Annotated in this window: 16 protein-coding genes and 1 pseudogene; 2 read left to right on the top strand and 15 right to left on the bottom strand. The window is 74.2% G+C overall.

Annotated elements, in window-relative coordinates; translation table 11 throughout:
• Positions 1 to 292: 292 nt before the first annotated feature.
• Complete coding sequence (locus DEH69_RS28545; RefSeq protein WP_113689877.1) at positions 293 to 961, top strand: bifunctional DNA primase/polymerase; 669 nt, start codon at positions 293 to 295, stop codon at positions 959 to 961.
• Here DEH69_RS28545 and ftsY read toward each other — a convergent pair.
• The 5 genes and pseudogenes from ftsY to DEH69_RS28520 all read right to left on the bottom strand — a co-directional run bounded on the left by ftsY (position 954) and on the right by DEH69_RS28520 (position 8,195).
• The gene (gene ftsY, locus DEH69_RS28540) at positions 954 to 2,138 is read right to left on the bottom strand and encodes a signal recognition particle-docking protein FtsY (protein ID WP_113689876.1); all 1,185 of its coding nucleotides are present in this window, start codon (positions 2,136 to 2,138) and stop codon (positions 954 to 956) included. The two genes, DEH69_RS28545 and ftsY, sit on opposite strands and share 8 nt — an antisense overlap.
• A gap of 105 nt (positions 2,139 to 2,243) precedes the next feature.
• Positions 2,244 to 3,491 (bottom strand): annotated as a pseudogene (locus tag DEH69_RS28535) (MFS transporter).
• Positions 3,492 to 3,589: 98 nt separating this feature from the next.
• On the bottom strand, positions 3,590 to 7,159 hold the full coding sequence (gene smc, locus DEH69_RS28530) for a chromosome segregation protein SMC (RefSeq protein ID WP_113689875.1): 3,570 nt from the start codon (positions 7,157 to 7,159) through the stop codon (positions 3,590 to 3,592).
• Between the two features lie 195 nt (positions 7,160 to 7,354).
• On the bottom strand, positions 7,355 to 7,561 hold the full coding sequence (locus DEH69_RS28525) for a hypothetical protein (RefSeq protein WP_113689874.1): 207 nt from the start codon (positions 7,559 to 7,561) through the stop codon (positions 7,355 to 7,357).
• Between the two features lie 322 nt (positions 7,562 to 7,883).
• The gene (locus DEH69_RS28520) at positions 7,884 to 8,195 is read right to left on the bottom strand and encodes an acylphosphatase (protein WP_113689873.1); all 312 of its coding nucleotides are present in this window, start codon (positions 8,193 to 8,195) and stop codon (positions 7,884 to 7,886) included.
• Positions 8,196 to 8,326: 131 nt separating this feature from the next.
• Between DEH69_RS28520 and DEH69_RS28515 the strand changes: the two genes are divergently transcribed.
• Positions 8,327 to 9,136: a CAP domain-containing protein gene (locus DEH69_RS28515; protein ID WP_113689968.1), complete on the top strand. Its 810-nt coding sequence runs from the start codon at positions 8,327 to 8,329 to the stop codon at positions 9,134 to 9,136.
• A 24-nt stretch (positions 9,137 to 9,160) separates the two neighbouring features.
• On the opposite strand, the gene mutM is transcribed toward DEH69_RS28515, so the two are convergent.
• The 10 genes from mutM to DEH69_RS28465 form a co-directional block, all read right to left on the bottom strand.
• On the bottom strand, positions 9,161 to 10,009 hold the full coding sequence (gene mutM, locus DEH69_RS28510; RefSeq protein ID WP_113689872.1) for a bifunctional DNA-formamidopyrimidine glycosylase/DNA-(apurinic or apyrimidinic site) lyase: 849 nt from the start codon (positions 10,007 to 10,009) through the stop codon (positions 9,161 to 9,163).
• Complete coding sequence (gene rnc / locus DEH69_RS28505; protein WP_113689871.1) at positions 10,002 to 10,760, bottom strand: ribonuclease III; 759 nt, start codon at positions 10,758 to 10,760, stop codon at positions 10,002 to 10,004. Before rnc ends, mutM begins: the two co-directional genes overlap by 8 nt.
• Before the next feature lie 19 nt (positions 10,761 to 10,779).
• A complete protein-coding gene (gene rpmF / locus DEH69_RS28500; protein ID WP_049568059.1) occupies positions 10,780 to 10,953 on the bottom strand; it encodes a 50S ribosomal protein L32 in 174 nt (57 codons plus the stop codon).
• Positions 10,954 to 10,955: 2 nt separating this feature from the next.
• On the bottom strand, positions 10,956 to 11,567 hold the full coding sequence (locus tag DEH69_RS28495; RefSeq protein ID WP_113689967.1) for a DUF177 domain-containing protein: 612 nt from the start codon (positions 11,565 to 11,567) through the stop codon (positions 10,956 to 10,958).
• A gap of 158 nt (positions 11,568 to 11,725) precedes the next feature.
• Positions 11,726 to 12,769 carry an ATP synthase F0 subunit B gene (locus DEH69_RS28490; RefSeq protein WP_113689870.1) on the bottom strand — a complete coding sequence of 348 codons (1,044 nt, stop codon included), beginning with the start codon at positions 12,767 to 12,769 and terminating at the stop codon, positions 11,726 to 11,728.
• A 116-nt stretch (positions 12,770 to 12,885) separates the two neighbouring features.
• Complete coding sequence (gene coaD / locus DEH69_RS28485; protein ID WP_220131356.1) at positions 12,886 to 13,365, bottom strand: pantetheine-phosphate adenylyltransferase; 480 nt, start codon at positions 13,363 to 13,365, stop codon at positions 12,886 to 12,888.
• A gap of 26 nt (positions 13,366 to 13,391) precedes the next feature.
• Positions 13,392 to 13,979 carry a 16S rRNA (guanine(966)-N(2))-methyltransferase RsmD gene (gene rsmD, locus DEH69_RS28480; RefSeq protein ID WP_113689868.1) on the bottom strand — a complete coding sequence of 196 codons (588 nt, stop codon included), beginning with the start codon at positions 13,977 to 13,979 and terminating at the stop codon, positions 13,392 to 13,394.
• A 146-nt stretch (positions 13,980 to 14,125) separates the two neighbouring features.
• Complete coding sequence (locus DEH69_RS28475; protein ID WP_113689867.1) at positions 14,126 to 14,644, bottom strand: hypothetical protein; 519 nt, start codon at positions 14,642 to 14,644, stop codon at positions 14,126 to 14,128.
• A gap of 108 nt (positions 14,645 to 14,752) precedes the next feature.
• Positions 14,753 to 16,966 (bottom strand): ATP-dependent DNA helicase RecG, encoded by a 2,214-nt coding sequence (gene recG / locus DEH69_RS28470; RefSeq protein ID WP_113689866.1) that lies wholly within the window; start codon positions 16,964 to 16,966, stop codon positions 14,753 to 14,755.
• A 54-nt stretch (positions 16,967 to 17,020) separates the two neighbouring features.
• Complete coding sequence (locus tag DEH69_RS28465) at positions 17,021 to 18,640, bottom strand: DAK2 domain-containing protein (protein ID WP_113689865.1); 1,620 nt, start codon at positions 18,638 to 18,640, stop codon at positions 17,021 to 17,023.
• Between the last annotated feature and the right edge of the window lie 36 nt (positions 18,641 to 18,676).

Raw genomic sequence — 18,676 nt, 5'->3', positions numbered from 1 at the left:
CCCAATCACGGTATCCGCGCGCGGCGGCCGGCGAGCGGCTGCTGACACGACGTCTACGAATGCACCGAAAGTAATCCTACGATCACCGGGGTGGCGAGAGGGGGCTCGCAATCGCCACCATTCGCCACCCCCTGACTGCCCACTCATGCCCGTCCCACCGGCTTGACTTGTACGCGCGTGGCACACAACCGGTAGGCCAGAAGCACAAGAGGGGCGCACGGTGATCAACGCACTCCCCCGGCGTACGAGGGGCGCCACGTAACCATCGGCCGAGCGCACCCGTTGGAGTGGTATGGGCTTCGGAATCGCGGGGATGCGAGAGCTCCGGCGGCCCGGCCGCACGGGGCGGGCCCTCCTCCCCACCGCCCTGGCGGAGTACACGGGGCTGTGGGGCTGGGACGTTCTGCCGGGGGCTCGGGCGGGGCGCGCGGCCGACGGGCGGACCGCCTGTTCGTGCGGCAGCGCCCGCTGCCCAACGCCCGGAGCGCACCCGCTGGCGCCGGGCCGCCCCATCCCCGGGGGCACCGCGTGGAAGCAGGTGCTGCACCGCTGGGACCGCACGCCCGACGCCACCGTGCTGCTGCCCACCGGGGGCAGCTTCGACGTCCTCGACGTCCCGGCCCCGGCCGGGCGCGGGGCGCTGCTCAGGCTGGAGCGCCTCGGCGTCCCCGTGGGCCCGGTCGCCCTGGCGCCGCACGGGCGGGCGTGGTTCCTGGTGGCGCCGGGGGCCGCAGCCGAGCTGCCTGAGCTGCTCTACCGCACGGGCTGGGACGGCGCCGTGCTCGACCTGCGCGCGCTGGGCGCCGGGCACCACATCACCGCGCCCCCGTGCGACCACGGCGGCAGGGGCGCGGTGCGCTGGCTGCGCGCGCCGAGCCTGGAGACGGCCGCGGCGCCCCCGCGCGCCCGGCTGCTCCTCGGCACGCTGGCGTACGCGTGCCACCGCGCCTGGCTCAGCTGAGCAGCGCGTCCACGAACGTCTCGGGCTCGAACGGCGCGAGGTCGTCCGCGCCCTCGCCCAGGCCCACCAGCTTGACGGGAACGCCGAGCTCGCGCTGGACCGCGACGACGATGCCGCCCTTGGCGGTGCCGTCCAGCTTGGTGAGCGCGATGCCGGTGATGTCCACGACCTCGGCGAACACCCGTGCCTGCACCAGCCCGTTCTGCCCTGTGGTGGCGTCGAGGACGAGCAGCACCTCGTTGACCGGGCCGTGCTTCTCGACCACGCGCTTGACCTTGCCGAGCTCGTCCATGAGCCCGGTCTTGGTGTGCAGCCGGCCCGCGGTGTCGATCAGGACCACGTCGGCGCCCGCGGTGATGCCCTCCTTGACGGCGTCGAACGCGACCGACGCGGGGTCGCCGCCCTCCGGGCCCCGCACGGTGCGCGCGCCGACCCGCTGGCCCCAGGTCTGGAGCTGGTCGGCGGCGGCGGCACGGAAGGTGTCGGCGGCGCCGAGCACCACGGAGTGGCCCTCGGCGACCAGGACGCGGGCCAGCTTGCCGGTCGTGGTGGTCTTCCCCGTGCCGTTGACGCCGACGACCATCACGACGGCCGGGCGCTCTTCGCCGTCGGCCGAGACGCCGCCCTCGGTGCGCAGCGCGCGGTCCATGCCGGTGCCGACCTGCGCCAGCAGCTCCTCGCGCAGCAGCTCCCTCAGCCCGTCGGCGTCGCGCGTGCCGAGCACCTGGACCCGCTCGCGCAGCCGCTCGACCAGCTCGGCGGTGGGGCGGGGGCCGATGTCGGCGGTCAGCAGCGTGCTCTCGACCTCCTCCCATGTCTCCTCGTCGAGCCGTTCCCTGGCGAGCAGGGTGAGCAGGCCCCGGCCGAGCGAGGTCTGGGAACGGGCGAGCCGCGCGCGGAGCCTGACCATCCGCCCCGCGGCGGGCTCGGGGACCTCGAGCTCGGGCGCCTCGGGCTCCGCCGTGGGCAGGGCGACGTCCTCGACGACCCGGCGTTCGCCCTCGGGCGGGGCCGTGGTCTCCGCCTCCTCGCCGACCCGCGGCTCGGCGGGGGGCGCGGCGCGCGTGGTCTCCCGGCCGGGGGGCGGCGCCTGCGTGCGGCGGCCGGTGACGACGAACGCGGCGATCGCGACGATGGCGACCACGGCGATGATGACGACGAGGATGAGGATGTCCATCGGTTCCCTTGGTGGGCCTGGTGGTGGGGCAACGGGTCCTAACGTACCGCCGCCCCCTGGGGGAAGGGGGCCCCGTGGGCGACGGGGCCGCGCTCCCCGGCCCCGTCATCCCATCTCTTCGAGCGGCCTGCCCCTGGTCTCGGGCACGAAGGCCAGCACGAACGGGATCGACAGCAGGGCGAAGCGCGTGTACAGCACATAGGCGCCCGAGAGGTTCCAGTCGGACAGGCTCGGGAAGCTCTGGCTGACCGCCCAGTCCGCGACCCACTGCGCGGACGCCGCGACGCCGAGGGCCGCGGCGCGGATCCGCCCGGGGAACATCTCGCCGAGCAGCACCCACACCACCACGCCCCACGAGAGCGCGAAGAACAGCACGAAGCCATGGGCCCCGACCAGCGCGACGGCGCCCTGGGTGTCGGGCAGCGCGATGTCCTCGCCGCCGCCCTCCTTGAACGAGAACGCCCACGCCGTCACGGCGAGCGAGGCGGCCATCCCCGCCGAGCCGCTCAGCGCGAGCGGCCTGCGCCCGATCCAGACGATAGGCAGCGGCCCGCCCCGTCCGCCGTCCAGGTCGCGCCATGTGGACCGGTGCTCGCCGTGGATCCGGGCATCGATGTCGGCGATCCGCGCGTCGAGGTCGGTGCCGGGCGCCTCGACCCCGGCGAGGACGCGCCGCGCCTCCTCGGGGCGGCCCGTGGCGATGAGGTGCCGCGGCGACTCGGGGATGGCGAGGGTCATGGCCCCGTGGACCAGCGCGGGGACTGCCCCGGCCCCGAGCAAGACCTGCCACGCCTCGAGGCCGAGCAGCGGCCCGCGCTGATCGCCGTCGGTGAGGTTGACCAGGCCCCAGTTGACCAGCTGGGACACCGCGATACCCAGCACGATCGCGGCCTGCTGGAACGACGCGAGCCGCCCGCGGTGCTCCGGCGGGGACACCTCGGCGATGTAGGCGGGGGCGATCACCGAGGCCATGCCGATGGCCACGCCGCCGAGGGTCCGTCAGAACGCCAAGTCCCACAGGGCGAACGGCAGGGCGGAGCCCAGGCCGCTGACCACGAAGAGGACCGCGGCGATTGGCATCACGCGGATCCGGCCCAGCCGGTCGGCCAGCCGACCCGCCACGACGGCACCGAGCGCGGCGCCGAGCAACGCGATGGCGACGACGGTGCCCAACGTTCCCGACGAGACGTCGAACCTGCCCCTGATCCCCTCGACCGCGCCGTTGATGACGGCGCTGTCGTAGCCGAAGAGGAAGCCGCCCAGCGCGGCGGTGGCGGCGATGAAGGTCACATGGCGGAGGTGGGGCGCGCCCACCGAGTGGTGCGCTGGCCCGGCCTTCGCGGTGGTGATCATGGCGCTCTCCTGCGGATCCGGCTGCACTGCCGGCCGTACGAGTGCTCCCACCGCGCCGTTCGTACACCTCGGGCGCGCGGGCCCGGGGCGCGCGGGCCTCAGGCGGAGAGGCGCTGGCTGATCACCTTGGAGACGCCGTCGCCCTGCATGGACACGCCGTAGAGCGCGTCGGCGACCTCCATGGTCCGCTTCTGGTGGGTGATCACGATCAGCTGGGAGCTGTCCTTCAGCTCCTCCATGATCCGGATCAGCCGCTGGAGGTTGGTGTCGTCGAGCGCGGCCTCGACCTCGTCCATCACATAGAACGGGCTCGGTCTGGCCTTGAAGATCGACACCAGCAGCGCCACGGCCGTCAGCGACCGCTCGCCACCGGACAGGAGCGAGAGCCGCTTCACCTTCTTGCCCGGTGGCCTGGCCTCCACATCCACGCCCGTGGTGAGCATGTCGTCGGGGTCGGTCAGCATCAGGCGCCCCTCACCACCGGGGAAGAGGCGCGAGAAGACGCCCTCGAACTCGCGCGCGGTGTCGTGATAAGCGGCGGTGAAGACCTCCTCGACGCGGACGTCCACCTCCTTGATCACCTGGAGCAGGTCGGCCCTGGTCTTCTTGAGGTCGTCCAACTGCTCGCTGAGGAACTGGTGCCGCTCCTCCAGGGCCGCGAACTCCTCGAGCGCCAGCGGGTTCACCTTGCCGAGCTGCTTGTACGCGCGCTCCGCCGCCCGGAGCCGCTTCTCCTGCTCGGACCTGACGAAGCGCCGGGGCTGGTTGCGCGGGTGGTCGGGGTCCTCGGGAAGCTCCTCGCCCTCGGCGGGCGGCGAGGGCGGCACGGGCTGGTCGGGCCCGTACTCGGCGACCAGGACCTCGGGCTCGACGCCGAGCTCCTCCAGGGCGCGGCCCTCCAACTGCTCGATCCGCAGCCGCTTCTCCGCGCCGAGCACCTCGCCCCTGTGCACCGAGTCGGTGAGCTTGTCCAGCTCGTCCTTGAGCGCGCGCCCGACGTTCCGCTCGGCGGTCAGGGCCTGTTCGCGATCGGCCTTGGCGCGTTCGGCCGCCTCCCGCTCGGCCACGGCGCGGGCCAGCGACTCCTCCACATGGGCGAGCAGCTGCCGGGCGCCCGAGGCCACGGCGGAGGCAACCTCCGCCTCGTGGCGCATCCGGGCGCGCCTGCGCTCGGCGCGCGCCCGCGTCTCGCGCTCCGCGCGCGCCGCCCGGTCGAGGCCGTCCGCCCGCCCCGTCAGGCCCTTGACTCGCTCCTCGTGGGTGCGGACCTGGAGCCTGGCCTCCATCTCGGTCTGCCGGGCGTTGGCCCCATCGGCGGCGAGCCGGTCGCGGACGGCGGTGTCGGGCTCCTCCTCGCCGTCGGCCGCCTCCTCGGCGACCGCGAGCCGCTCGGCCAGCTCCTCGGCCTTGGCCTGGGCCTGCTCCAGCTCCTCGGCGGCGCGGGCCACGGCGGCCTCGGCGCGCTCGGCCTCTCCCGCGGCGGCGCGGGCCTGGCCCGCCAGGCGCCCGAGGTCCTGCGCCACGCGGGACTTGGCGCGCTCGGCCGCGGTGCGCCGGCGCGCGAGGTCCTCCACCTCGGCGGCGCGCGCCCCGCGCTCCTCGGCGGCGGCCCGCTGCGCGGCGGCGAGCGCGCCGCACCGCTCGGTGAGCTCGGCCAGCTCGGCCGCCGCCTCGTCGACCGACGCCTGCACCTCGAGCAGGCTGGGCGCGCCCGCCGAGCCGCCCTGCGCGAGGTGGGCGGAGAGCAGGTCGCCCTCGGCGGTCACGGCGGTCAGCCCTGGCCGGGTGGCCAGCAGCTCCTGGGCGTCGTCGAGCGTGCGGACGACCACGACGTTCCGCAGCAGGCGGCGCACGGCGGGCAGCAGGCTCTCGGGGCCGCTCAGCAGCTCGGCGGCGGGGCGCGGCCCGTCGTCGGGGGCGAACTCCCCGCGCGGCGCCGGCTCGTCGGGCGCGCCCCCGAGGAGCAGCGCGGCGCGGCCCGCGTCGTCCTTGCGCAGCAGCCTCAGCGCCTCCGCGGCCGCCGCGGGCCCCTCCACGGCGACGGCGTCCGCCGCCGCGCCGAGCGCCGCGGCCACCGGCACCTCGAACCCCGGGGTGACGGCGAGCAGCTCGGCGGCGGGGCCGAGCACGCCCGAGAGCCGGTCGGTGGCCGCGAGCAGCGCGCCCGTGCCGTCCTTGCGCCGCAGCCCGAGGGCGAGCGCGTCGTGCCGCGCCGAGACGGCGGCCCGCTCACGTTCGGCGGCCGTGGCGGCCTCGCGGGCGGCGGAGTGCGCCGCTGCGGCGGCGGCGAGCGCCGCCTTGGCCGCCTCGTGCTCCTCGCCCAACTCGCTGTCGCCCGCGTCGAGTCCCTCGACCTCGGCGCGCAACTCCTCGTACTCCGCCTGGGCCGCGGCGGCGCGCTCGCGGGCCTCGTCGCGGGTGTCGGACAGCCGGTCGATCTGGCTCTGGGCGGAAGCGGCCCTGCTGCGGGCCGCGTTGGCCTGGCCGTGCAGCCTGGCCAGCCCCTCGCGCCGGTCGGCCAGGGCGCGCGCGACGTCCTTGAGGCGGCGCTCCTCATCGGCCAGCCGCCGCTCCAGCTCCGCGCGGTGCTCGACGGTGTCGTCGAGGGCGCGGCTCGCCGCCTCAAGAGCCGCCGTCAGCTCGGCCTCCTGCTCCCTGATCCGCGCGGCCTCGCGCTCCATGTCCTCGGGGTCGCGGCCGCGCCGCTCCTCGGGCGCCTGGGCGCGGGCGCTGGTGACGCGGGCGTCGGCGAGGCTGACGGTGCCTCGGACGCGTTCGGCCAGTTGTGAGAGCTCATACCAGGTCGCCTGGGTGTGCCGAACGCGCGGAGTGAGCATCCGCACCTCCTGCTCGAGCTCCGACTCCCGGCGCAGGACGTCCCTCAAACGCGCCTCCGCCGCTTCCTTGCGCTCCTTCAGGGCGGCCTCGTCGGCGACTTCGGCGCGCAGGGCGGCACGCTGCGTGACCAGGTCGTCGGCCAGCAGCCGCAGCCGGGCGTCCCTCAGGTCGGCCTGGATCACCGCGGCGCGACGGGCGACGGCGGCCTGGCGGCCCAGCGGCTTGAGCTGGCGGCGCAGCTCGTCGGTGAGGTCCTGGACACGGGCGAGGTTGGTCTGCATCGCGTCCAGCTTCCGCAGCGCCTTCTCCTTGCGCTTGCGGTGCTTGAGAACGCCGGCCGCCTCCTCGATGAACGCCCTGCGCCCCGCGGGGTCGGCGTGCAGCACGGAGTCGAGCTGGCCCTGGCCCACAATGACGTGCATCTCGCGGCCGATGCCGGAGTCGGAGAGCAGTTCTTGGACGTCGAGCAGGCGGCAGGTGTCACCGTTGATCTGGTACTCGCTGCCGCCGTTGCGGAACATCGTCCGCGTGATGGTGACCTCGGCGTACTCGATGGGCAGGGCGCCGTCGGCGTTGTCGATCGTCAGGGAGACCTCGGCGCGGCCGAGCGGCGGGCGGCCCGTGGTGCCTGCGAAGATGACGTCCTCCATCTTGCCGCCGCGCAACGACTTGGCACCCTGTTCACCCATGACCCAGGAAAGCGCGTCCACCACATTGGACTTGCCCGAGCCATTGGGCCCGACCACACACGTGATGCCGGGCTCGAAGCGCAGCGTCGTGGCCGAGGCGAAGGACTTGAACCCGCGCAGGGTCAGGCTCTTGAGGTGCACGCCGTGCGACTTTACCCGCCGCACTTCCGCGATTCGCCGTTTCGACGCCTGGAATGCAGGGCACATCAGTCAGTGAGCCACACGGACGGCACCGCCCGGTGCCAGGGAGCCCAGACATGACGGAGGGACGCCGAAGCGTCCCTCGCATGAAATACGCAAGCGGTGCCTACGTGGCCTGGACCCTCGCCATTGAGGTCAGGTTAGGGCGGGCTCCGCCTTGGGCACGTCGATGCCGTCGAGCACCGAGTCGCCGTGCCGAGTGGCGGCGGCCAGCGCGTCGTTCTCCGCCTGGACCCGGAGCAGCTGGGTCTCCAGGTCCTGAACGCGCTGCTGAAGCCGTCGCATCTCGGCGAGGACTCGGGGGTCGGAGCCGCCGATGTGACCGAGAAGCGCCTTTGCCATGATGGATGGTCCTCCACACTGAGTGACCGACCGAAGCCGTTGGTGGGTCGTGAGGGATTGATCCCGCGACGTCTGCTCTGCTGTGTTTGCGGGCCACATAGCTGAGATGCGCGGGACTTTCAGCGTCTCACCAAAAAGTGGGACGGTCAACACGATCACACCGCGTATCGCCCGAGCGCCACGCCTGCCGAAGATCGGCTTTGGCGGGACTTCAGCGGGGCGCGCACAGGCCCCGCGACAGTGGCTGTGGGGGGAGCCTGGCACGTGGGAGCGGGGATGGCAAGAAGAATCCGGGACTTTCCGCGACCGGATTGCGGGCCCGTCAGCGGATGGCGAAGTCGTCGTAGCCGCCGCGCGGTGTGTCCCATATCTCGGTGACGCCGGAGACCCGACCGGGCGTGTCGCCGTCCCGCAGCCAGGACAGCAGCCGTTCGCAGCGCTCCCTACTGCCCTCGGCGACCACTTGGACCCGCCCGTCGCCGAGGTTCGAAGCGAATCCGCACAGCTCACCGATGGCCAACGCCCGGGCTCTTGTGTGCCAGCGGAAGCCGACGCCCTGCACCCGGCCGCGCACCCACGCGGTCAGGCGGACGGTCTCCGAAGGGGCGGGGGCGGAGGGTCGCAAGGCACACATGTGACGCACGCTATCCCCTCATTCCTGTCGTGAGCACTGGCGCCGACGCCGTGATGCCGTACAGTCACGCGTTGAAGAATCACCCGTTCGGGTGATTTGTGATCTTCGAGCTGACGAGGATGGTGCTGCCGATGGGACGCCATCGTCGACGCCGGAGGCGTGCGCGCACCGGGCTGATCGGCGCCTCCGCGGCCCTGACCGTGGGGGCCGTCGCCATGGGAACCGGCCTGCTCCCAGGGGCGGGTGACGGGATCACCGGGGCGTTCCTCTCGCAGGACTCGCCCTCGCCCAGCGGCCGTCCCACCCTCCCCGGCACGACCGCCCCCGACCTCAAGCCCGACGCGGGTCCCGGCACCCGGTCGCCCGCCGAGGAGACCACGGAGCCCGCCGAGGCGACCACGGCCGAGGCGACGCCCGACGAGCCGGCCGAGGAGCCGAGCAGCGAGGCGCCCCAGGAGCGCCCCTCCAGCCCGCCGCCCTCGCCCGAGCCCTCCACCGAGGAGCCACCGCCGCCCCCCGAGACCACGGCCCCCGCCGATGACCCCGAGCCCGGCGGCGACGCCGCGCAGCAGGCGGCCGAAGCGGTGCTCGCGCTGGTCAACGAGGAGCGCGCGAGCGCCGGATGCCGCCCGCTCACGCTGGACGCCGCGCTCACCAACCTGGCCGCCGCGCACAGCAGGGACATGGCCGAACGCGGCTACTTCGACCACACCGACCCCGACGGGCGCACCCCGTGGGACCGGGCCGCGGCGGCGGGCGTCTCCCACCTCGGCGGCGAGAACATAGCCCGAGGCCAGCCGGACGCCCGCGCGGTGATGGACGCCTGGATGGCGAGCGAGGGCCACCGCGCCAACATCCTCAACTGCGACTACACCACCCTGGGCGTCGGCGCGCACTTCGCCGAAGGCGGCCCCTGGTGGACGCAGAACTTCGGGTTCTGAGGGCCCCCGCGGCGGCAACGCCCCTCAGCGCGGCGGGCGCTGGCAGCGCGGGCAGAAGTAACTCGACCGGTTCATCCAGGGGCGCCTGCGCACCGGGGTGCCGCAGCGACGGCACGGCTCGCCCTCCCGGCCATAGACGTCGAGCGAGCGTTCGAAGTAGCCGGACTGGCCGTTGACATTGACATAGAGGCTGTCGAAGCTCGTGCCGCCCACGGCGAGCGCGGCCGTCATCACCTCGCGGACGTGGGCGACGAGATCGGCGGTCCTGGCGCGGGTGAACGTGGCGGTGGGGCGCTCGTAGTGCAGGCGGCTGCGCCACAGCGCCTCGTCGGCGTAGATGTTGCCGACCCCGCTGATCAGCGACTGGTCGAGGAGCGCGCGCTTGATCGTGGTCACCCTGCGGCGCAGCGCCGCGTGGAACGCGTCCTCGTCGAACGCCGGGTCCAGCGGATCGCGGGCGATGTGCGCTATCACGTCGGGCAGCCCGTCGGCGCCGACCGGGTGCAGCGAGAGGCCGCCGAACGTCCGCTGGTCCACAAACCGCAGCTCGCCCGCGGCCACGTCGTCGAACGTGATCCTGACCCTCAGGTGCCTCTCGTCGGGCACCCCGTCCCGCTGGACCAGGAGCTGACCGCTCATCCCCAGGTGCGCGAGCAGCGCGAGCTCGGGGCCGAGCGGCAGCCACAGATACTTCCCACGGCGGCGCGGCGCCGCGATCCTGGCGCCGAGCAGCCGGTCCCTGAAGTCCTCGGCGCCCGCCGTGTGGCGGCGGACGGCGCGCGGGTGCAGCACCTCGGCGCCCGCGACGGTCCGTCCGCTGATCCACCGGTCGAGCCCGCGCCTGACGACCTCGACCTCGGGCAGCTCAGGCACCGGTCTCCCCACCGGTCGCGCCGTCGATCGCGGCCCTGATGGAGCGCCAGGCGTTCTCCGCCGCCTGCTGCTCCGCCTCCTTCTTGCTGCGGCCGGTGCCGGTGCCGTAGGTCTCGCCACCCACACGGGCCGCAGCGGTGAAGGTCTTCTCGTGGTCGGGGCCGTCCTCGGTGATCACATACTCGGGAACGCCGAGGCTCTCGGCCGCGCTCAGCTCCTGAAGGCTGGTCTTCCAGTCGAGCCCCGCACCCAGGTTGGATGAGCGCTCGATCACCGGGTCGAACAGGCGGTGGACCAGCTCGTCCGCCGCGTCGAGCCCCTGGTCGAGGTAGACGGCACCGATGACCGCCTCCAGCGTGTCGGCGAGGATCGACGCCTTGTTCCTGCCGCCGGTCCCCTCCTCCCCCCGCCCCAGCCTGACGAACGCGCCGAGACCGAGGCCGCGGGCGACCTCGGCGAGCGTCCTCGCCTGGACGACGGCCGCGCGCAGCTTGGCCAGCTGCCCCTCGGGCAGATCCGGGTTGGCGCGGTAGAGGGTGTCGGTGACGACCAGGCCGAGCACCGAGTCCCCCAGGAACTCCAGCCGCTCGTTGGTGGGCAGCCCACCGTTCTCGTAGGCGTAGCTGCGGTGGGTGAGCGCACGTACCAGAAGGGCGGGCTCAAGCTGGTAGCCGAGCCGCCCTTCCAGAATCGGGAGGGACGAGGCTGTGTCCGCCGACGCCTGGGGTTGCGACCTCCTGGCGTGTGACATGAAGCCTGTCACCCGCCGATCAGACCTCGAGGACCTGGCGGCGGTTGTACGTGCCGCAGTTACCGCACGCGGTGTGCTGGAGCCTCGGCTCCTGGCAACGCTCGCAGCGCACAAGGGTCGGGACCGCAGCCTTCCACTGCGACCGGCGGTGGCGCGTGTTGCTGCGCGACATCTTCCGCTTCGGAACAGCCACGGCTACTTCTCCTGTGGATCGTCCCCGCTCCCGCGGGGTGCCTGGTACATCTCTTGCAGCGCCGCCCAACGGATGTCGACGGCCTGGTCGTGGTGGTGGTCGGGGTCCTGCGCCAGCGGCGCCCCGCAATCGGGGCACAGACCCGGGCAGTCCTCCCGGCACACCGGCTGCGACGGCAGTGAGAGCACCACCGCGTCCCGCAGCACGGGCTCAAGGTCGAACAAGTCGCCCTGGAGGAACAGCGACTCCTCGTCCCCCTCCTCGTCGGCCGGCTCCGCCTGGCGGCGGCCCCGGTCGTCGGAGTCCGGGTAGGAGAACATCTCCTGGAAGTCCGCGGCCACCTCGTCGGCCAGCGGCTCAAGACACCTTACGCACTCCCCCTCGACCGGCGCACGGACGGTGCCGGTGACCAGCACACCCTCCATGACCGACTCGAGGCGCAGCGCCACCTCCAACGGCGCCCCGGCCGGCACGCCGACCACCTCCGCGATGCCAAGGCCCTCGGGGGCCTTGACCGTGCGAGAGACCCGAGTGAGCGCGCCCGGACGCCGCCCCAGCTCACGTGTGTCGAACACGAGAGGGGCTCGGTGATCCAGCGGGGCGTTCAGGGCGATCTGCTTTCTCGCGATGGCGGGCGATGTGCTAGCTGCGCGGAGCCGCGCTCCGCGGCCCTCTCGGGGAGGAGCCGGGCGGGCAGCCGCGAGCACGCGTCATGCCGCGACCGAAGGTTCAGCATACTTCACGGGCCGCCGGGGCACCCAATCGGCGGGGGTCACTGCTGGCCCTGCTGGTAGCGGCGCAACTGCTCCGCGTCGATCATCCCCGTGTCGAACAGGCTCGTCTCGTCCAGCGCCCCCGGGCCGTCCTGCGGCTGCTGGGGCTGGCCGCCCTGGGCCTGGTAGCCGTAGGCGGGCTGGGCGGCGGCGTACGGGTCCTGCTGGGGGTAGGAGGCCGCGTAGCCGTCGCCGCCGTAGTCGGCGTAGGTCTCCTGGCCGTACGCGTCCTGCTGCCCGTAGCCGTCCTGGCCGCCGTAGCCGCCGGTGGCCGCGGCGGGCTGGAGGCCGTAGCCGTCGCGCGCCGTGTCGTAGCCATCGGCCGCGGGCGGGGCCTGGGGCTGGGAGACGCCGAGGTAGTCGTACGTGTCCTGCTCGGCGCCGTCGAAGAACTCCCCCTGGCGCCGGCCGCCCGCGGCGTCGGCCGCCTCCTGGGCGGCGACGTGCTCGGCCAGCTCGTCCACCGGCCGGTGGCCCGTGAGCTTCTGGCGGCCGCGACCGACCGCCTCGAGGGTCTTGGTGAGCACGGCCTGGATCGCGCCGAACTGGGCGTCCACATACGCGTCGGCCTGCTGGAGCAGCTCGGCGGGGGCGCCGCGGTCGGGGCCCAGGAGCTTGGTCCTGCCGCGGTCGACCGAGGCGATCGTCTTGCCGAGCACCACCTCGAAGTTGGCGAGCTTGGAGTCGACGTAGTCCTCGGCCTCGGCGCGCACCTCGGCCGCCTCGTCGCGCGCCTCGGCCAGGATCCGGGCCGCCTCCGCCTGCGCGCGCTGGACGATCTCGGTGGACTCGACCAGGGTGCCCCGCTCGGCGTGCGCCGCCTCGACGATCCGGCGGGCCTCCCGCTGGGCCTCGGCCACCACCTGCTGGCGGTCGCCCAGGACCTCCCTGGCCTCGGCCAGGGAGCCGGGCAGCGCCTCACGCACCTCGTCGAGCCGCGCGAGGAGGTCGGAGCGGTTGATGACGCACGACGCCGACATCGGCATGCCCTTGGCGCCCTGCACCGCCGCGACGATCTCGTCGAGTTTCTGCTGTACGTCCACGAGGCGAAGGGTACGGCCAACCGGGCGCCGGAGGGGACCCGTTCACGCCGATGGCCGGTGTGACGCTCGGCTCGCCGCCGCGCCCGCCCCGGGGCGTCCGGCGCGCCCCAGGCGCGTCAGTCCTTGGCCAGCCGGTCGACCAGGGCGCGCAGCACCGGCCCTGGGACCAGGTGGGAGACGTCGCCGCCCCAGGTGGCCACCTCCTTGACCAGGCTGGACGAGAGGAAGCTGTAGACGGGGTTGGTCGGGATGAAGAGGGTCTCGACGCCGGAGAGGCCGTTGTTCATCTGGGCCATCTGGAGCTCGTAGTCGAAGTCGCTGACCGCGCGCAGGCCCTTGACGATGGCCGGAATGTCGCGCTCCTTGCAGTAGTCGACCAGGAGGCCGTGGAACGCCTCCACCACGACGTTCCCGTACTCGGCCGTGCACTCCTCGATCAGGGCGATGCGCTCGTCGACCGTGAAGAGGCCGCGCTTGGACTTGTTGATCATCACCGCGACATGGACGGTGTCGTAGAGCTTCGAGGCGCGGGCGACGATGTCCAGATGCCCATTGGTGATGGGATCGAACGACCCCGGACAGACTGCGCGGCGCAACGCTCTCTCCTCGTTCATCCGGCCGGTCACGGCCGCTCGTTGACAGGGGGGACGGTGGATCGGGCGTACCACAGCGTTCCCTCGCCGTAACGGCGTGAACGCAGCGGCACGAAACCCACCGGCCAGGGGAAGGCACCCCCGCGGGTGCTCCGTTCCACGGTGACGAGGGCGTCGGCCGCGAGCCACCCTTTGCGACCGAGTGTGAGAAGGATCTCCCCAAGATCGTCGTCGCCCGCGGCGTAGGGCGGATCGAGGAAGACCAGGTCATACGGGGCGCCTTGGGGCGGCTCCCCCGCCACCTGCTCGGCGCGCGCGGCGCGCAGCTCGGCGCCGGGCAGGCCGAGGGAGCGGATGTTCTCCCTGATGGTCCTGGCGGCCCTGGCGTCGGACTCGGCGAGCAGGGCGTGCGCGGCACCCCGGGACAGCGCCTCGAGGCCGACGGCGCCCGAGCCTCCGTAGAGGTCGAGGACCCTCGCCCCGTCGAGCGGGCCCCGAAGCGCCGTCCAGGTGGAGAACAACCCCTCCCGCGCCCGGTCCGAGGTGGGCCGGGTGCCCCTGCCCGGGGGGACGGCGAGCCGCCTGCCGCCCGCCGTCCCGGCGATCACGCGGGTCATGGGCCTCACCACGCTCGTCCGTCAGCTGTCGTGGCCCACGCTATACGGGCCGCCTCCCCGCCGACGCGCCGAGGTGCGGCGGCGGGGAGGCGCACCGGGCGGGCTCACCCTTCGGCGCTCACCCTTCGGCGTTCACCCTTCGGCGCTCACCCTTCGGCCGCGTCCTCGGCCGAGCCGACCAGCGCGGGCGAGGCGTAGCGCGACCAGGACAGGCAGCCGTCGGGCGGGCAGTGCTCGGGGCGGCGCGGGTCGTGGCCCAGCTCCCTGAGCTTGGTGCGGACCGAGTCGGGGGTGCGGCCAAAGCGGGCGGCTATCCGGGCGATGGTCTCCCCGGAGTGGAAACGGCGCGTCAGGTCCTCCTCGTGGGCCGGGATCCAGGGGGCGCCATGGCCGGGGAACAGCTCCCGCAGGATGTCCCGGTCGGGGATCGGCTCCGCCACGTCGGCGGCCAGGGCGAGCGCGCGCAAGCCTCGGTTGAGCGCGATGCGCAGTGTGGGGACGTCGGCGAGCGGCATGGTCAGCGAGCCGGAGGCCAGGGGTGCCCCCGGCAGCGCCTCGCGCCAGCCGGTGAGCGTCAGGGTCACGGTGATGTCGTCGTCGCTGGCCAACTCGACGCGGAAGACCTTGTCGCCGAGCGGCAGTTCATTGGTGTGCCGGAATGCCATGCGAAGCAACCCCCATGGGTCCAACTGCGAACAACCCCGGATGGATTGCCGCAGACAGGTTCTATTCTCCCAGGGAGCACTGACAATTGACGGCCCGTCAGCCGCCCGTCAGCCCTTGTCAAGGAACTCCTCGCGCTCCGCGTCGAGCAGCGCGTCGAGCGCGGTGCGCAGGTCGGGCGAGCCGGTCAGCCCGGGGTCGGCGGCCACCAGGGCGGCGGCCTCGGCGCGGGCCTCGACGATGACGTCCTCGTCCTCGATGACGGCCAGCATCCGCAGGCTGCTGCGCCCGCCCGACTGCGCCTGGCCCAGGACGTCGCCCTCGCGACGCTGCTCCAGGTCGATACGGGAGAGCGCGAACCCGTCCGTCGTCGCGGCCACCGCCGCGAGCCGCTCGCGGGCCGGGCTCGTCTCCTCGGCCTCGCTGACCAGCAGGCAGAGCCCGGGGGCCGCGCCGCGCCCGACGCGGCCGCGCAGCTGGTGGAGCTGGGAGACGCCGAAGCGGTCGGCGTCCATGATCACCATGACCGTGGCGTTGGGGACGTTGACGCCGACCTCGATCACGGTCGTGGCCACCAGCACGTCCACGCGCCCGGCGGCGAAGCGGCGCATCACGTCGTCCTTGGCGTCCGGCGCGAGGCGGCCGTGCAGCACCTCGGTGCGCAGCCCGGCGAGCGCTCCCGATGCCAGCTCGGCGGCCACGTCGAGCACGGCGAGCGGCGGGCGCCGCTCCTCCTCCCCCTCGGGTCCTTCCCGCCGCTCGGCCGCGCCCTCGGGGGCGTCGCCGTCGCCGATGCGGGGGCAGACGACATACGCCTGGTGGCCGTTGCGCACCTCCTCCCTGACCCGCTCCCACGCGCGGGCCAGGAAGTGCGGCTTGTCGCGGGCCGGGACGACATGGCTGGCGATGGGCGAACGCCCCCGCGGCAGCTCGTCGAGCACCGACGTCTCCAGGTCGCCGAAGACCGTCATGGCGACCGTGCGCGGGATGGGCGTCGCGGTCATCACCAGCAGGTGCGGGGGCCGTTCGCCCTTGGCGCGCAGCGCGTCCCGCTGCTCCACGCCGAACCTGTGCTGCTCGTCCACCACGACGAGGCCGAGGTCGTGGAAGCCGACGACGTCCTCGATGAGCGCATGGGTGCCGATGACGATCCCCGCCTCCCCCGTGGCCGCGTCGAGCAGCGCCCGGCGCCGGGCCTTGGCGCCCATCGAGCCGGTCAGCAGCGCGACCTTGGTGCCGCGGTCCGCGCCGCCGAGCATCCCCGCCTCGGCGAGGTCGCCCATCATCTCGGTGATCGAGCGGTGGTGCTGCTGGGCGAGCACCTCGGTGGGCGCGAGCAGCGCCGACTGCCCGCCCGAGTCGGCGACGGCCAGCATCGCGCGCAGCGCCACCAGCGTCTTGCCGCTGCCCACCTCGCCCTGGAGCAGCCGGTGCATGGGGTGGTCGGCGGCCAGGTCGGCGAAGATCTCCTCGCTCACCCGCCGCTGCCCCTCGGTGAGCGTGAACGGCAGCCGCTCGTCGAACGCCGTCAGCAGCCCGTCGCCCGCGGGCCTGCGCGGCACGGCGGGCAGCTGGGCGGCGGCCGCGCGGCGCCTGGCCAGCGCGACCTGGAGGATGAACGCCTCGTCCCACTTGAGCCGGGCCCTGGCCTGGGCGATGTCCCGCTTGGTGCGTGGCCTGTGGACCTGTTCGAACGCCTCGGGCAGCGGGAGCAGCCCGCGCCGGTCGCGCAGGGCGGCGGGCAGCGGGTCGGCCAGGCCCTCCCAGCCGACGGCCTCGAGCGAGTCGAGGACGACGCCGACCGACTTGGCGATGCGCCAGGACTCCAGCTGCTTGCACGCGGGGTAGAGCGGCAGGGGGCGGCCCGCGAAGTCGACGACCGCGTCGTCGCCCGCGTCCTCGTCGAGCAGCTCGTAGGCGGGGTGGGAGAGCTGGAGCTTGCGGTTGAAGAGGGAGACCTTGCCCGCGAACATCCCGCGCCGCCCCGGCACCAGCTCCCGCTGGTGGTGGTGGACCGCGCGGCGGCCGAAGAAGACCAGCTGGAGGCGGCCGCTGCCGTCGGTGAGGGTGACCTCGAGGCGCATGCCCTTGCCTCGGTTGAACGTGAGGGCGCGGGTGTCGGCGATCTCGGCCACGACCGTCACATGCTCGTCGAGCGGCAGCTCGGACAGCCGGGTCAGCTCTCCGCGCTCGGCGTAGCGCCTGGGGTAGTGGTGCAGGAGGTCGCCGACCGTGTGCAGGTCGAGATGGGCGGCCATCACCTTGGCGGTGGTGCCGCCGACGACCTTGGCGAGGGGCTCGTGCAGCGCGGTCACGTCGCCCATTGCACACCATGCCGCCGACAGCCGCGGCGTTCCCCCGCGCGGTCCGGGCCCGCGCTACTCGACGCCGATCAGCAGGGGGGCGTCCTGGCGGCCCTCGTAGACCACGGTGTCCACGCCGTAGTGCGCGCCGCGGACCCGGTCCTCCAGGGCGGCGGCGAGGCCGTGCGGCGCCTCGGCACCCAGGACGAGGGTGACGAGCTCACCGCCAGCGGCCAGCATCCGCTCGAGCACCTGGCCCGCCACATCGCCGAGGTCGTCGCCGATGACGGCCACGTCGCCGTCGATCAGGCCGAGCACGTCCCCGGCCTGGCAGATGCCCGCGGTGGTCCAGGACTGGCGCTCGGCGACGGCGAGTTCGCCGAACCGCGTGGCGCCGGCGGCGGCCGTCATGGCCACCACGTCCTCGTCGAAACGGCGCTCGGGGGCGTGCACCGCGAGCGCGGCGATCCCCTGGATCGGCGAGCGGGTGGGCACGACGGCGACGCGCGTCCCCTCGGAGCGGGCCCGTTCCGCGGCGGCGGCGGCCGCGTGCCACAGCGCGTGGTCGTTGGGCAGCAGGACGACCTCGCCCGCCCCGGTGCCGAGGATCGCCCCGGCGAGCTCGCCCGCGCCCGGGGGCTCGTCGGCCCCGACGGTGAGGGCGGTGGCGCCCGCGTCGGCGCACAGCCCGGCGAGGCCGTCGCCCGGCAGCACCGCGACGACGGCGCGGGGGGCGCGCGGCGGCCTTGGCGCGGCGGCCGCGGCCAGCGCGCTGATCCCGATCCGGTGCGGCCGCCCCGCCTCGATGCCCGCCTCGACGGCGGCGCCCGGCTGCGCGGTGTGGATATGGATGTGCCACAGCCCCTCGCCGCCGACCACGACGAGGGAGTCGCCCAACGCGTCGAGCCGCCGCCGCAGCGCGGCCACGGCGCCGTCGTCCGCGTCGAGCAGGTAGATGACCTCGAACCCCCGTGGCTCGGTGGCCGCGGGCACGGGGCAGACGGCGGTGGGGCGCCGCTCGCCCGCGCCGCCCTCCGCGGGGGAACGCGCCAGGCGGTCGCGTATGGAGGCGTCGGGCGCGCGGCCCGAGACGGCCGCGTCCAGCGCGTCGAGGACGGCGACGAGTCCGCTGCCGCCCGCGTCCACCACCCCGGCCTCCGCGAGCACCGGCAGCTGGCCCGGGGTCGCGGCCAGCGCGGCCCTCGCGCCCGCGCACGCGCCGGCGAGCACCTCGTCGACGCGGTCCCCGGCCCGTTCCGCCGCGTCGGCCGCCGCGGTCGCGACGGTGAGCATGGTGCCATCGACGGGGTGGGCGACGGCGTCGTGGGCGGAGCGCGCGGCGCGGCGCAGGGCGCGGCGCAGGGCCTGGGGCCCCGCGGGCTCAGGCTCGGCGGCCAGCACCTCGGCCATGCCGCGCAGGAGTTGGGCGAGGATCGTGCCGGAGTTGCCGCGGGCGCCGATGAGGGCGCCATGGGCCATGGCGCGCGCCGCCTGGGCCAGGGTGGGGCGCGCGGTGTCGGCGGCCTCGACGGCCTGGGCTGCGGACTCGACGGTGAGGTAGAGGTTGGTGCCGGTGTCGCCGTCGGCCACGGGGTAGACGTTGATGGCGTCGATGTCCTCGCGGGCGCTGCCCAGGGCGTCCAGGGCGATCCGGCACCAACGCCGGACCGCTGCGGCGTCGAGCGGCTGCGGCACGGGCGGACCTCCGGGGCGCGGGTGGTGGCGGCGCCT

It is taken from the genome of Streptomyces sp. PT12, assembly GCF_003311645.1.
Classification (GTDB): domain Bacteria; phylum Actinomycetota; class Actinomycetes; order Streptomycetales; family Streptomycetaceae; genus Streptomyces.
This window is presented reverse-complemented; position numbering and strand designations above follow the sequence as displayed.